Origin of the sequence: Paraburkholderia sediminicola (genome assembly GCF_046026675.1) — a bacterium.
GTDB lineage: Bacteria > Pseudomonadota > Gammaproteobacteria > Burkholderiales > Burkholderiaceae > Paraburkholderia > Paraburkholderia sediminicola_F.
This window is the reverse complement of record NZ_JAQQEY010000001.1, coordinates 4,079,516-4,093,881: the sequence shown is the minus strand read 5'-3', so window position 1 is coordinate 4,093,881 and position 14,366 is coordinate 4,079,516. Positions and strand designations below refer to the sequence as shown.

The following is a 14,366-nucleotide window of genomic DNA, read 5'->3' as shown; positions in this document are numbered from 1 at the left end:
AAAAAGGCCCGCTCATTATGACTACAACGTTTGAAACAAACCATACGCGGCAGTTAGAGCTTTCTCCCTAGGCTCCGCGCGGTTTCTGGCTTAGCCGTGCTGCGCCGAACCCCGGGCGCGCGCGGTTCTTCGGACCTTCGGGTATGTACCAACGCGACTATTGGATACTCCAGCATGGCACGGCTTGCACGTCTCTATGTCCCTGACCAGCCGCAGCACGTCATCCTCCGTGGACTCGATCAGCAGCCCGCATTCGTCGACGACCAGGACTACGAGCTTTTCATCGACTGTTTAAAAGCGGCTTCACGCGACCATCACTTGTCCATCCACGCGTATGCGTTGATGCCGGGCTCAGTCCAACTGCTCGTCACGCCCACTGAGGAGTCGAGCCTGCCGAAGGCAATGCAGGCGGTGGGGCGCCGCTACGTTGCACACTTCAACCGGCGTTATGCGCGCCGCGGCACACTGTGGGAGGGTCGCTACCGTGCCACGGTAATCGAAGGCGAGCGGTATTTCCTGCTGGCGAGCCGCGTTGTCGAGATGTCGCCGGTGCGTGCCGGGCTTGTGAGCGCGCCCGAGGACTACCGCTGGTCGAGCTACCGCCATCACATTGGACTCACGCTCGACAGCCTGATTACCGACCACCCGTTGTACTGGTCGCTCGGCAATACGCCATTCGAACGACAGCGCGCCTACCGGGAATTGTGCGAGCAACCGCTCGACGAACGCGAAGCCAGTCAGCTTCAGCAGGCCACCTTGAAAGGCTGGGTTTTGGGCAGCGACACCTACCGCGAATGGGCGGCGCGGGCCGCCAACCGGCGCGTTTCACCGTTGCCGCGCGGGCGGCCGCGCAAGGTGCGCGAAACGCCGCAGACGCAATAAAGCGTTCCATATCAAAAGGCTACACCCAGAACGGCATCTTCGCATGCCGTTTTCTTTTGCACCTTTTCGATGTGGCACCAATAAAAAACAGCCGCAATGCACCAACTTGATAATAGGGGTTCGATCATCACGTTTTATTTGCTATTCCATTGATTCGTCGCGTATATTCCGAATTCCGGTACTTTTTGGCACGCGTAGCATTCGAGCGTACTGAGTCACCGACGCGGTTGCGGTGCGAACTGCGGCAATAGAAAAACGGTTTTAACGGCCTGTCCGGCCCCTCACAGACGGTGTCCCCATGAACGACCACCAGCAACCGACTCATCCGGTTCCCGCCGCGCAAGGTCTGTACGACCCGCAAAACGAACATGACGCCTGCGGCGTCGGCTTCGTTGCTCACATCAAGGGCAAGAAAAGCCACGAGATCATCGAGCAAGGCCTGAAGATTCTCGAGAACCTCGACCACCGGGGCGCCGTCGGCGCCGATCCGCTGATGGGCGACGGCGCGGGCATCCTGATCCAGATTCCGGACGGTTTCTATCGTGAGGAAATGGCCAAGCAGGGCGTCGTGCTGCCGCCGAACGGCGAGTACGGCGTGGGCATGGTCTTCCTGCCGAAGGAACATGCATCGCGTCTCGCCTGTGAACAGGAGCTGGAGCGCACGGTGAAGGCCGAAGGTCAGGTCGTGCTGGGCTGGCGCGACGTGCCGGTCGACCACACCATGCCGATTTCGCCCACCGTCAAGGCGAGCGAGCCGCTGATCCGCCAGATCTTCATCGGCCGCGGTAAGGACATCATGGTGACCGACGCGCTCGAGCGGAAGCTGTACGTGATCCGAAAGACTGCGAGCCACCGCATCCAGGCGCTCAAGCTCAAGCACGGCAAGGAATACTTCGTGCCGTCGTGCTCGGCGCGCACGGTCGTCTACAAGGGGCTGCTGCTGGCGGGCCAGGTCGGCGTGTACTACCGCGACCTGCAGGACGAGCGCACGGTGTCGGCGCTGGCGCTGGTGCACCAACGCTTCTCGACCAACACCTTCCCGGCGTGGGAACTGGCTCACCCGTACCGCATGATCGCCCACAACGGCGAAATCAACACGGTGAAGGGCAACGTCAACTGGCTGAACGCCCGTACCGGCGCGATCGCGTCGCACGTGCTCGGCGACGATCTGCCCAAGCTGTGGCCGCTGATCTACCCGGGTCAATCCGACACGGCATCGTTCGACAACTGTCTCGAACTGCTGGTGATGGCCGGCTACCCGCTCGTCCACGCCGTGATGATGATGATCCCGGAAGCGTGGGAACAGCACACGCTGATGGACGACAACCGCCGCGCGTTCTACGAATACCACGCCGCGATGATGGAGCCGTGGGACGGCCCCGCTGCGATCGCCTTCACCGACGGCCGTCAGATCGGCGCCACGCTCGACCGTAACGGTCTGCGCCCGGCGCGCTACATCGTCACCGACGACGACCTGGTCATCATGGCGTCGGAAGCGGGCACGCTGCCTATCCCCGAGTCGAAGATCGTCAAGAAGTGGCGTCTGCAGCCGGGCAAGATGTTCCTGATCGACATGGAACACGGCCGCATCATCGACGACAAGGAACTGAAGGACAACCTCGCGAACGCCAAGCCGTACAAGAGCTGGATCGACGCGGTCCGGATCAAGCTCGACGAAATCGAGCCGAAGGCTGAAGACGTCGTCACGGAACGCCGCGAAGCGGCTGCCTTGCTGGATCGCCAGCAGGCGTTCGGCTACACGCAGGAAGACCTCAAGTTCCTGATGGCGCCGATGGCGCAAGCCGGTGAAGAAGCCGTCGGTTCGATGGGCAACGACTCGCCGCTCGCCGTCATGTCCAACAAGAACAAGACGCTCTATCACTACTTCAAGCAGCTGTTCGCGCAAGTCACGAACCCGCCGATCGACCCGATCCGTGAAAACATGGTGATGTCGCTGGTGTCGTTCGTCGGTCCGAAGCCGAACCTGCTCGACACGAACAACATCAACCCGCCGATGCGTCTCGAAGTGTCGCAGCCGGTGCTCGACTTCAAGGACATCGCCAAGATCCGCGCGATCGATCAGTACACGGGCGGCAAGTTCAGTTCGTACGAACTGAACATCTGCTATCCGGTGGCCTGGGGCAAGGAAGGCATTGAAGCGCGTCTGGCTTCGCTGTGCGCGGAAGCCGTGGATGCGGTCAAGTCCGGCTACAACATGCTGATCGTGTCGGACCGCAAGACCGACCGCGACAATGTCGCGATCCCGGCATTGCTGGCCACCGCCGCGATCCATACGCACCTCGTCCAGCACGGTCTGCGCACGAGCGCGGGCCTCGTCGTGGAAACCGGCTCGGCGCGTGAAACGCACCACTTCGCGTTGCTCGCGGGCTACGGCGCGGAAGCCGTGCACCCGTACCTCGCAATGGAAACGCTCGGCCAGCTCGCAGCGGGCCTGAAGGGTGACCTGTCGGCGGAAAAGGCGGTCTACAACTTCACCAAGGCAGTCGGCAAGGGCCTGCAGAAGGTCATGTCGAAGATGGGCATTTCGACCTACATGTCGTACACCGGCGCGCAGATTTTCGAAGCAGTCGGTCTGGCTGAAGGCTTGGTGTCGAAGTACTTCAACGGCACCTCGTCGAAGGTCGGCGGGATCGGCCTGTTCGACGTCGCGGAAGAAGCGATCCGTCTGCATCGCGACGCGTTCGGTGACAACCCGGTGCTCGCGAACATGCTCGACGCGGGCGGCGAGTACGCCTATCGCGTGCGCGGCGAAGAACACATGTGGACGCCGGATGCGATCGCCAAGCTGCAACACTCGGCGCGCAGCAACTCGTACCAGACGTACAAGGAATACGCGCATCTGATCAACGATCAGACCAAGCGTCACATGACGTTCCGCGGCCTGTTCGAATTCAAGTTCGATCCGACCAAGGCGATCCCGCTCGACGAAGTGGAGTCGGCGAAGGACATCGTCAAGCGTTTCGCCACCGGCGCCATGTCGCTGGGCTCGATTTCGACCGAAGCCCATGCCACGCTGGCGGTCGCGATGAATCGCATTGGCGGCAAGTCGAACACCGGCGAAGGCGGCGAGGACGTGAACCGTTATCGCAACGAACTGCGCGGCATTCCGATCAAGAACGGCGACACCATGAAGTCGCTGATCGGTGACGAGGTCGTTGTCGACATTCCGCTGAAGGACGGCGATTCGCTGCGCTCGAAGATCAAGCAGGTGGCGTCGGGCCGTTTCGGCGTGACGGCGGAATACCTCGCGTCGGCTGATCAGATCCAGATCAAGATGGCGCAAGGTGCGAAGCCGGGCGAAGGCGGTCAGTTGCCGGGTCACAAGGTGTCGGAATACATCGGCAAGTTGCGTTACTCGGTGCCGGGCGTTGGCCTGATTTCGCCGCCGCCGCACCACGACATCTACTCGATCGAAGATCTGGCGCAGCTGATTCACGACCTGAAGAACGCCAACTCGGCCGCCAGCGTGTCGGTGAAGCTGGTGTCGGAATCAGGCGTCGGTACGGTGGCGGCGGGTGTCGCCAAGGCGAAGGCCGATCACGTCGTGATCGCCGGCCATGACGGCGGCACGGGTGCATCGCCGCTGTCGTCGGTGAAGCATGCCGGTACGCCGTGGGAACTGGGTCTGGCGGAAACGCAGCAAACGCTGGTGCTGAACCAGCTGCGCGGCCGTATCCGCGTGCAGGCCGACGGTCAGATGAAGACCGGCCGCGACGTCGTGATCGGCGCGCTGCTGGGCGCGGACGAGTTCGGCTTCGCGACGGCGCCGCTCGTCGTCGAAGGCTGCATCATGATGCGCAAGTGCCACCTGAACACCTGCCCGGTCGGCGTTGCGACGCAAGATCCGGTGCTGCGTGCGAAGTTCCAGGGTCAGCCGGAACACGTCGTCAACTTCTTCTTCTTCGTTGCGGAAGAAGCGCGCGAAATCATGGCGCAACTGGGCGTCCGCAAGTTCGAGGACCTGATCGGTCACGCAGAACTGCTCGACATGAAGAAGGGCGTCGAACACTGGAAGGCGAAGGGTCTCGACTTCTCGCGCGTGTTCTATCAGCCGCAGGTTTCGGCTGAAGTCGCACGCAAGCACGTCGACGTGCAGGACCACGGTCTCGAGAAGGCGCTGGATCACGTGCTGATCGAGAAGTCGAAGGCCGCGATCGAGAAGGGCGAGCACGTCTCGTTCATCCAGCCGGTGCGCAACGTGAACCGTACGGTCGGTGCGATGCTGTCCGGCACGATCGCGAAGAAGTACGGCCACGACGGCCTGCCTGACGACACGATCCACATCCAGTTGAAGGGCACCGCGGGTCAGAGCTTCGGCGCGTTCCTCGCGCGAGGCGTCACGCTGGATCTGGTCGGCGACGGTAACGACTACGTCGGCAAGGGTCTCTCCGGCGGCCGCATCATCATCCGTCCGACCAACGATTTCCGCGGCAAGTCCGAAGAAAACATCATCTGTGGCAACACGGTGATGTACGGTGCGATCGAAGGTGAAGCGTTCTTCCGCGGCGTCGCGGGCGAGCGTTTCTGCGTGCGTAACTCTGGCGCGACGGCGGTTGTCGAAGGCACGGGCGACCACGGTTGCGAATACATGACGGGCGGCACGGTGATCGTGCTCGGCGAGACGGGCCGTAACTTCGCGGCCGGTATGTCGGGCGGTATCGCCTACGTGTACGACCCGGATAGCACGTTCGCGGGCAAGTGCAACAAGTCGATGGTCGCGCTCGATCCGGTCCTGCAACAGGCCGAACAGGAACGCACGGTCGACAAGGGCTTGTGGCACAGCGGCGCAACCGACGAAGCCCTCCTCAAGGGTCTCATCGAACGTCACTTCCAGTTCACGGGTTCGCCGCGTGCGAAAGCGTTGCTGGAAAACTGGGATGCATCGCGCCGTCAGTTCGTGAAGGTGTTCCCGACCGAATACAAGCGTGCACTGGGCGAAATGGCAGCGAAGAAGGCGAACAAGGAAGTACTCGCCGCTTAACTGACCCGCCCGCGGCTCGACCCGCAGACGTCAAACTTAGCCGTACCCGCCGCGCTCGACTATTCGATTGTTCGAAGCGCGGCGGGTGTAGATCACCTCACCTGATACAGATAGAGAAGAGAACCACATGGGCAAGGCAACCGGTTTTCTCGAGTTCGAGCGCCGCCACGAGGCGTACGAAGCTCCGCTCACGCGTGTGAAGCACTACAAGGAATTCGTCGCGGCATTGACTGACGACGAAGCCAAGATTCAAGGCGCACGTTGCATGGACTGCGGCATTCCGTTCTGCAACAACGGCTGCCCGGTGAACAACATCATCCCGGACTTCAACGACCTGGTGTTTCATCAGGACTGGAAGACTGCGATCGAAGTGCTGCACTCCACGAACAACTTCCCCGAGTTCACGGGCCGCATCTGCCCCGCGCCGTGCGAAGCGGCGTGCACGCTTGGCATCAATGACGACGCGGTCGGCATCAAGTCGATCGAACACGCAATCATCGACAAAGCGTGGGCCGAAGGTTGGGTCGCACCGCTGCCGCCGAAGCACAAGACGGGAAAGAAGGTCGCCGTGGTCGGATCAGGCCCCGCCGGGTTGGCCGTCGCGCAGCAACTCGCGCGCGCGGGGCACGATGTCACCGTGTTCGAAAAGAACGACCGGATCGGCGGATTGCTGCGTTACGGCATTCCTGACTTCAAGCTGGAGAAGTGGCTGATCGACCGCCGCATGCGCCAGATGGAGGCCGAAGGCGTGACGTTCCGCGCCAATGTGTTCGTTGGCAAGGCGGATTCGCTGCCGGAACACATCGGCAACACCGCGAAGGAAACCATCACGCCGGCCGAGCTGAAAGAACAGTTCGACGCGGTCGTGATCGCCGGCGGTTCGGAAACGCCGCGCGATCTGCCGGTGCCGGGCCGCGAGCTGGAGGGCATTCACTACGCGATGGAATTCCTGCCGCAGCAGAACAAGGTCAACGCCGGCGACAAAGTCGCGAACCAGTTGCTCGCCAAGGGCAAGCATGTGGTCGTGATCGGTGGCGGCGATACGGGTTCGGACTGCGTCGGTACGTCGAACCGTCATGGCGCGAAGAGCGTCACGCAATTCGAACTGCTGCCGCAACCGCCGGAAGAAGAGAACAAACCGCTCGTGTGGCCGTACTGGCCGATCAAGCTGCGCACGTCGTCGTCGCATGACGAGGGCTGCTCGCGCGATTGGGCGGTGGCTACCAAGCGCCTCGAAGGCAAGAACGGCAAGGTCGAGAAGCTGATCGCCGCGCGCGTCGAATGGAAGGACGGCAAGATGCAGGAAGTGCCGAACTCGGAATTCGAGATGAAGGCCGATCTGGTGCTGCTGGCCATGGGCTTCACGCAACCGGTGTCGCCGGTGCTCGAAGCGTTCGGCGTCGACAAGGACAATCGTGGCAATGTGCGTGCGTCGACTGAAGGCGACAAGGCGTATTACACGTCGGTGGACAAGGTCTTCACCGCAGGCGATATGCGCCGTGGCCAGTCGCTGGTGGTGTGGGCGATCCGCGAAGGCCGTCAGTGCGCACGTTCGGTCGATACGTTCCTGATGGGGCATTCGGAACTGCCGCGCTAACGTCTCTGGTTGGTTTTCGCTCTGCAGCGCGGAAACCAGCTGCTGCTTGCAGGACGTGGTGGAGACGACACAGCGGTAAAAACAAAGCCGGGCACCTGAGAGGGTGACCCGGCTTTTTAATTGTTACTTCCGATAGCGCGCCAACGTCAGTCCTTCCAGATCGATCTCCGGCGTACGCTGCGTAATCAAATCCGCGACCACCCGGCCCGAGCCCATCGACATCGCCCAGCCCGTCGAGCCGTGCCCGAGATTCAGCCAGAGATTGTCCACGCCGGACGGGCCGAGCAACGGCGCGCCATCGGGCGTCATCGGCCGGCGGCCCACCCAAAAGTGTGCGGAGGTCGGATTGGCCGCGTGCGGGAACCAGTCCTTGAGCACTTTCATCAGCGTCTGCAAGGCCTGCTCACGCAAGGTCGTCTGGCGATTGCCAAGTTCTGCGGTGCCAGCCACGCGCAGGTTGTTGCCGAAGCGCGTGATCGCCGTCTTCAGCGACTCGTCCATCAGTGCCGCATGTGGGGCCTTTTCATCGTCGGTGACCGGCAGTGTCGCCGAATAGCCTTTGACCGGATAGAGCGGCACCTTCACACCGAGCGGCGCGAGCAGCGCTGCACTGTCGACGCCCAGCGCCACCACTACCGCATCCGCTTGCAATGTCTCGCTACCGCGTTCGCTCTCGACATGCACCGCGCGAACCGTGCCGCCTCGCACGTCGAGCGAACTTACCCGCGTGTCGAAGCGAAACCGCACACCGTTGCGCTCGCAAATCGCCCGCAATTCGCGCGTGAAGCGGGCGCAATCGCCGGCTTCGTCGTCGGGGAGATAGAGACCCGAGAGCGGAGTCTGACGCGCCCAGCGCAAACCCGGTTCGATCTCGACGCACTGCGCCGCGCTGACCTCGCGGTGCGCGATGCCCGCGTCGCGTAGGACCGCCAACGCCGGTTGCGCGAGCTCGACGTCATACTCGCTGCGGAACAATTGCAGATAGCCCTGGCTGCGGCCATAGTCGAACGGATGACGGCCACGGAATTCGTGCAGGCACTCGCGGCTGTAATAAGCGATGCGTTGCATGCGCTGCTTGTTGACGCGAAAACTTTCGAGGTCGCATTCACGCAGCCAGCGCGCGATCCAACGCCATTGAGCCGGATCCAGGGTGGGGCGGAAAATCAGCGGTGAGGCCGGCTCGAACAGATACTTGAGAATCTTCGCCGGCATGCCGGGCGCGGCCCACGGCGTCACATAGCCCGGCGCGATCACGCCGGCGTTGCCGAAGCTGGTGGAGAGCGCAACGCCCGGCTCGCGCTCGATCAGGGTGACGTCGCAGCCTTGCTGGCGCAGATAAAACGCGGTGGCGACGCCAATGACGCCGCCGCCCAGAACAATCGTTTTCATGTATATGTACAGCGATTTCAGGCGGTAGGGCTGGTCGCGCCGAGCACTTTACCCTTGGTTTCCGGCAGACACACTGCGGCGACGATCACTAGCAGATAGCCCGAACCGGCGACGATACCCATCGCCTTAACAAGCGTCATGGTTTGCGACAGTGTACCCACCAGGATCGGAAAGAACGAGCCGAGACCGCGGCCCAGGTTGTAGCAGAAGCCCTGTCCCGAGCCACGGATCGCATTCGGATAGAGCTCCGACAAATACGCGCCGACGCCCGCGAAAATCCCTTGCACGACGATGCCGAGCGGGAAGCCGAGCGCGAGCATCATGCCATCGGTGATCGGCAGCATCGTGTAGACCATGCCGAGCACGAACGAGCCGATCGCAAATAGCACGAACGACGCGCGCCGGCCGATCTTGTCGCACAGAATCGCCCCGACGATATAGCCGGTGAACGAGCCGACGATCAGCACGATCAGATAGCCGCTGGTGTTGAAGACCGACAGATGGCGCACGGTTTTCAGATAGGTCGGCAGCCAGGTGGTGATCGCGTAGTAGCCCCCGAGCATGCCGGTGCACAGCACGCTGCCCAGCAGGGTGGTTTTGAGGTGAGGGAAGGAGAAGATCTGCAGGAAATGCGAGGTATCGAAACCGCTTTCGCGTGCGCGGCGCGTTTCGAGAAATATTTCAGGATCGCTGACATTGCGGCGAATGTAGAAGATCCACAGCGCGGGCAGCAGGCCGATCCAGAAGCAGGCGCGCCATGCGACCTGTTCCGGCAGCAGCGCGAAGAACGCCCAATAGATGATGGCCGCCGCGGCCCAGCCGACGGACCAGCTGCTTTGCACGGTACCGACGGCTTTCGCTCGATGTTGAGGTGAACGGATGGTTTCGGCCATCATGATCGTCACGACCGACCATTCGCCGCCGAAGCCGATGCCTTGCAGCGTGCGGGTGGTGAGCAACTGCCAGAACGAGTGGGTGAAGCCTGACAGGCAGGTGAAGATCGCGAAGGTGGCGATGGTCCATTGGAGCACACGAACTCTTCCGTAGCGATCAGCCAGAATGCCGGCGAGCCAGCCGCCGATCGCCGACGAAATCAGCGAACTGGTCGCGATCATGCCGGCTTCGCTTTTGGTCATGCCCCACGTTGCGATCAGCGTCGGGATAAGGAATGAGTAGATCATGAAGTCGAACGCGTCGACTGCGTAGCCGCCGAAGCCAGCGTAGAGGGTGCGGCGTTCGCGCTGGGTCAGTTCGGTGAACCATTGGAGAGAGGGCATGTTTTTTTGTGGTCTCCAGGCAGTTTTTGCCTTCCGGCGGCTTGATCGTGGGTTTTTGTATTCTAAGGGGACGAGGTGTTGTGCGGCCAGTCGTAGTCAAAAATGGCGACGGAGTAAGAAATTTCATTCCGGTTCATTACCAACTACTACGAAGTAACCCGAAAAAAATTATTCGCCGCTAAACTGCGCCGGCAGCACTCAAGCTGCGAAAGTCCTATCCACGTCCGCACCCGTCACCCTTAATGCACGCAACCGCAAAAACCTGCTCGCCATCCCGCCGCTCCGCGAGCACGCCTTTGCGGGCTTATCAATCGCGCCGCGCATTCCTGAAATCCTCGGCAAGCGTGTTGCTGCTCTCCGGCATGGGCAGTTCGCTGCTGTCGGCTTGCGGTGGCGGAAATCTGGACGCCGATCAGCCGGAAACGCCACGCCTCGCCTCGGTGAGTAACTTTCGCGATGTGGCGGGCGCGGCCGCCGGCTATCCAACGGTTGACGGCAAACAGATGCGCCGCGGGGCCTTTTATCGCGCGAACGCGCTGACCCTGAGCGCTGGCGACACGGCAGCGCTCGACAAACTCGGCATCGCCTCGGTCTACGATCTGCGCACGCCCGGCGAAATTGCACGTACCGCGGACATCCTGCCGGCCGGCGCGACATCGCAAGCGCTCGACGTGCTCGGTGTCAGCGACTTCGTCGCGCCAACGTTCGATACGGCAGCTGCCGCCGTCGCGTTCATGGAGGCCCAGGCACGCGCCTATGTCACCGGCGCCGCCCAGCGCGTCGGCTATGGCGAGCTCCTTACGCGACTCGCCAATGGCGCCGGCGCGCAACTGTTCCATTCCAATGCGGGTAAGGATCGCACCGGTTGGGTCGCGGCTCTGCTGCTCAGCATTGCCAACGTGCCGCTCGACGTCATCACGCAGGACTATCTGCTGAGCAACGTCTATCTGGCTCAGTCGATAGCGGCGCAGACCGAGTCGGTACGCGCGCAAAACGGCGACGCGGTCGCCGCGATCGAGTCGTCCCTGTTCACTGTCCAGGACAATTATCTGCAGGCGGGGTTCGATCAGGTGCAGGCGAGCTACGGCACGATGGCGAGCTATCTGACACAAGGCCTGGGCCTGTCTCAAGCGACCATCGACGCGCTGCACGACCGCCTGGTCGTCTGACTCGCGCTTCCTGCGCCCGGTGTTGCGCGGACTACACCGGAAGGCACAGACGAAAAAAAGTCCGCCCCAAATAAACGGGCGGACAGAGAAGGGCGGCATCGAGGTTGCCGGGGGCGACTATAAGGCCATAACCATCACAAAAGGCCTTCCAGTAAGGGCGTGTAAGTGGCCGTGGTCAATGCCGCTTCATCCTTCTCGATCATCCTTACGCGTGTGCCGGCCCAACCGGCAATTCGATCCGTACTTCCAGCCCGCCTTGCGCGTGATTGCGCACATGGCAGCGTCCGCCGCGATCATGCGCGAGCCGCGCGACAATCGCGAGACCCAGGCCGCAATGACCTTCGCCCCCCCGGGCGGCGTCGAGCCGGACGAACGGCTTCATCGCCGCCGCGATGCGGTCGTCGGGAATGCCTTGGCCGTGGTCGCGCACGCTGACGACCCAATGCTGGTCATCGCACGCCGTGGCGATATCCACCGGCGGTGAGCCGTGCTCGAGCGCGTTGTCGACAAGGTTCGTGACCAGGCGGTCGAGCAAGGTGCGCGGCAGCGTGAACGACGAACCGGCGCGCAGATCGAGCGTGAACAGCGGCGTCTCGGTGCTGTCGCCGGCGGAAAACTGTTCCTGCAGGAATTCGTCGACCTCGACCGGCGGCCCCGCGTCGGCGGACTGACCCGCAAACTCCAGAAACTGCTGGACGATGTTGGTCAGCGAATCGACGTCGCGGATCAGGCCGGCCCGCTCGCTTTCCGCAACCAGTACGCTCGCACGCAACTTGAGCCGCGTGAGCGGCGCTTTCAGGTCGTGCGCGACCCCGGCCAGCATCACCGCCTGGTCGTCACCGGCCTCGTTCAGGCGCCGCATCATGTCGTTGAAGGAGCCTATCAGATCGCGCAGTTCGCGCGGGCCCTGCACGGTCACGGGTTCCGGCCGGCCGCCTGAACCGAACGCGCGGGCGGCATCCGCCACGCGCGACAGCGGCCGCTGCATCTGCCAGACCGCGAACAGCGACAGAAGCAGCGCGGCCACAAGCATCGAGATGGATTCGATCACGAAGCGCGGGCGCGGCGGCACGTCCACCGGCACGACAACCCAGTTCGATTTGCCGGGGAACAGCACCCATAGCTGCGGCGGGCGCAGGTCGTCGACGGCGATTTGAGTGCCGGGCGGCAGATTCTCGCGCAAGTGCCGGCTCAATTCGACCAGCGGACGCTGATCCGGCGTGCGCAGATGGACGCTCGACGGCATGTTCCACGTGGGCACAAGGTGCACGCGCATGGCGGGCGCGAGCGCGGCGCCCTTCATCGGCTCGCCGTTGATGGCCTGCAGCACGAGCAGAATGCCGCGTGCGAAGCCGTCGATTTCGTGGCGCGGCGGCTGCATCACCACCAGCACGAACCACCCGGCCTGAATCGCGAACAACACCGCTGTCGACAATAACGCCATTCTGCCGAACAGCGTGTTCAGCGGGTTTCTCATGCGCTTGAGGCAGCCTCGTCGGCGAACGGTGTGCCGTCGGCGTCGGGCACGAATACGTAGCCTTTGCCGCGCACTGTCTGCACGTAGCAGGGATTGGACGGGTCGTCTTCGATCACGCGGCGCAGGCGCCAGATCGGCACGTCGAGGCTGCGATCGCGGAAAGCGAGATTGTCGCGATGCACGAGATCGTGGATCAGCACGCGCGACAGCACCTTGTACGGATTGTTGACGAAAATCTTTAGCAGGGCGAACTCACTGTCGCGCAGCGGAAGCTTCGAGTCGTCGCGCGACAGCGCGCGCGTGGCGAAGTCGAGTTCGAACGGCCCGAAGCGATACGGCTTGCGGGCTTCCGGCGCGCTCGTGGTGGATGGTCCACGGCGGCGCAGCACCGTATGGATCCGCGCGAGCAGTTCGCGTGGGTCGAACGGCTTGGTCAGGTAGTCGTCCGCACCGAGCGAAAGCCCGACGATGCGGTCGGCCACCGTACCGCGCGCCGTCACGAAAATCACTGGAATGTCGTCGCCGGCGGCACGCAGCGCGGTGAGCGCGCGTAAGCCGTCGGTGTTCGGCATCATGATGTCGAGCACGACGACCGACGGCCGTTCACGTTCGAGCCGGCGTTGCAAATGGGTGCCGTCGTGCAGCACTGACGCGTCGAAGCCGTTCGTCTGCAGAAACTTGCAAAGCAGATCGCGCACTACCGGGTCGTCGTCGACGATAAGGACCTGTGGATTCATGACGAAATTTTAGACTGGCACGCGCGGCGCGCGACCGACTGTTTTCTTACCAATGCTTACCCAGGTTCGCGCCGTGCCCTCCGGTCCGGACGTAAGGCCCGCCACCAAAGGCTCACGGCATATTTCACGGCCGCCATATCCGGCAACGCATTGGTAATGCGTTGGCCAATTTGCCCGCGCGCAGCGCGGCGTGGAAGTCATTCTGCACCGCTTGAATTTCTTCGGGGAAAGAATCTGTGCGCAATTGCTACTGATGGCAAGGGGTCGCAACGGATCGTAAGAACCGTGGAAAAGCGCGCGTTCCTTCGCGCATCGCCACTACGTGCGCGGCGAGATGATTCGTCGTGCAGTACGTTGCGCCGCATGCCGAAAACAGCCTAACGCCTTGGGCCCACGGCAGGCGGCGTGAAATCGAAACCTAGCGCCACGCGAGGCTCATCATGACCGTTCATAGCAATCTCAGCTCAACCCGCTTTTCTTCGCTCGCGCCCACGCCGCCAGCGGAAAAACCTGCAGCCGCAAACAACCCGCTGGCCACGCCGCAGACCAAGGAGCCCGCTAGCGAGGCTCCCTCGTCGCTGCCGACGGGGCTGGTCGGGCATCACGTCAACACGACTGCCTGACGCACCGAGGCCCGTGTGTCGACCTCGAGTATTCCTGAGCGTTTCATCCGTGTCGCTGCGTGGTTGACGCTGGGCGCGGCGTTGCTGCCGCTTGGCGGCTGCGCCGTCGCCGCGCTGCCGTGCCGGCTGACAGCGGCCACACTGAAAATCGTCCCGGTCGTCGGCCATGCCGCGGCCACCCCGTTCGACATGTGTTCATCCGCGATCGACTGA

General features: G+C 62.7%; 10 protein-coding genes. 6 read left to right on the top strand and 4 right to left on the bottom strand.

The genetic code is table 11. The features are described from left to right. Positions 1-174 precede the first annotated feature (174 nt). The 3 genes from PQQ86_RS17945 (at position 175) to PQQ86_RS17935 (ending at position 7,481) form a co-directional block, all read left to right on the top strand. Positions 175-882, top strand: coding sequence for a transposase (locus PQQ86_RS17945; RefSeq protein WP_054036587.1), 708 nt, complete (start codon positions 175-177; stop codon positions 880-882). A 298-nt stretch (positions 883-1,180) separates the two neighbouring features. Then, on the top strand, positions 1,181-5,884 hold the full coding sequence (locus tag PQQ86_RS17940) for a glutamate synthase-related protein (protein ID WP_408269253.1): 4,704 nt from the start codon (positions 1,181-1,183) through the stop codon (positions 5,882-5,884). A gap of 127 nt (positions 5,885-6,011) precedes the next feature. Further along, positions 6,012-7,481: a glutamate synthase subunit beta gene (locus PQQ86_RS17935; RefSeq protein ID WP_408269250.1), complete on the top strand. Its 1,470-nt coding sequence runs from the start codon at positions 6,012-6,014 to the stop codon at positions 7,479-7,481. A gap of 123 nt (positions 7,482-7,604) precedes the next feature. On the opposite strand, the gene PQQ86_RS17930 is transcribed toward PQQ86_RS17935, so the two are convergent. Both PQQ86_RS17930 and PQQ86_RS17925 read right to left on the bottom strand, forming a co-directional pair. Further along, positions 7,605-8,870 carry a D-amino acid dehydrogenase gene (locus tag PQQ86_RS17930; protein ID WP_408269248.1) on the bottom strand — a complete coding sequence of 422 codons (1,266 nt, stop codon included), beginning with the start codon at positions 8,868-8,870 and terminating at the stop codon, positions 7,605-7,607. 17 nt (positions 8,871-8,887) lie between these two features. Continuing rightward, complete coding sequence (locus PQQ86_RS17925; protein WP_408269245.1) at positions 8,888-10,147, bottom strand: MFS transporter; 1,260 nt, start codon at positions 10,145-10,147, stop codon at positions 8,888-8,890. 242 nt (positions 10,148-10,389) lie between these two features. On the opposite strand from PQQ86_RS17925, the gene PQQ86_RS17920 reads away from it, so the two are divergent. Further along, a complete protein-coding gene (locus PQQ86_RS17920) occupies positions 10,390-11,316 on the top strand; it encodes a tyrosine-protein phosphatase (RefSeq protein WP_408269242.1) in 927 nt (308 codons plus the stop codon). 205 nt (positions 11,317-11,521) lie between these two features. Here PQQ86_RS17920 and PQQ86_RS17915 read toward each other — a convergent pair whose 3' ends face one another. Then, entirely contained in the window at positions 11,522-12,793 is a 1,272-nt protein-coding gene (locus PQQ86_RS17915) for an ATP-binding protein (protein ID WP_408269240.1), read from the bottom strand. Further along, entirely contained in the window at positions 12,790-13,530 is a 741-nt protein-coding gene (locus PQQ86_RS17910; protein WP_093643412.1) for a response regulator, read from the bottom strand. Before PQQ86_RS17910 ends, PQQ86_RS17915 begins: the two co-directional genes overlap by 4 nt. Positions 13,531-13,970: 440 nt before the next feature. Here PQQ86_RS17910 and PQQ86_RS17905 point away from each other — a divergent pair, with 440 nt between their 5' ends. Then, on the top strand, positions 13,971-14,153 hold the full coding sequence (locus tag PQQ86_RS17905) for a hypothetical protein (RefSeq protein WP_408269237.1): 183 nt from the start codon (positions 13,971-13,973) through the stop codon (positions 14,151-14,153). A 45-nt stretch (positions 14,154-14,198) separates the two neighbouring features. Next, positions 14,199-14,366, top strand: a complete 168-nt coding sequence (locus PQQ86_RS17900) for a DUF6726 family protein (protein WP_323135781.1) — start codon at positions 14,199-14,201, stop codon at positions 14,364-14,366.

What these genes read in the sequence shown, in the direction of transcription:
- PQQ86_RS17945 (WP_054036587.1), top strand. Translation starts at nt 175, where the DNA reads ATGGCACGGCTTGCACGTCTCTATGTCCCTGACCAGCCGCAGCACGTC.
- PQQ86_RS17905 (WP_408269237.1), top strand. Translation starts at nt 13,971, where the DNA reads ATGACCGTTCATAGCAATCTCAGCTCAACCCGCTTTTCTTCGCTCGCG.
- PQQ86_RS17925 (WP_408269245.1), bottom strand. Translation starts at nt 10,147, where the DNA reads ATGCCCTCTCTCCAATGGTTCACCGAACTGACCCAGCGCGAACGCCGC.
- PQQ86_RS17935 (WP_408269250.1), top strand. Translation starts at nt 6,012, where the DNA reads ATGGGCAAGGCAACCGGTTTTCTCGAGTTCGAGCGCCGCCACGAGGCG.
- PQQ86_RS17920 (WP_408269242.1), top strand. Translation starts at nt 10,390, where the DNA reads ATGCACGCAACCGCAAAAACCTGCTCGCCATCCCGCCGCTCCGCGAGC.
- PQQ86_RS17940 (WP_408269253.1), top strand. Translation starts at nt 1,181, where the DNA reads ATGAACGACCACCAGCAACCGACTCATCCGGTTCCCGCCGCGCAAGGT.
- PQQ86_RS17910 (WP_093643412.1), bottom strand. Translation starts at nt 13,530, where the DNA reads ATGAATCCACAGGTCCTTATCGTCGACGACGACCCGGTAGTGCGCGAT.
- PQQ86_RS17915 (WP_408269240.1), bottom strand. Translation starts at nt 12,793, where the DNA reads ATGAGAAACCCGCTGAACACGCTGTTCGGCAGAATGGCGTTATTGTCG.
- PQQ86_RS17930 (WP_408269248.1), bottom strand. Translation starts at nt 8,870, where the DNA reads ATGAAAACGATTGTTCTGGGCGGCGGCGTCATTGGCGTCGCCACCGCG.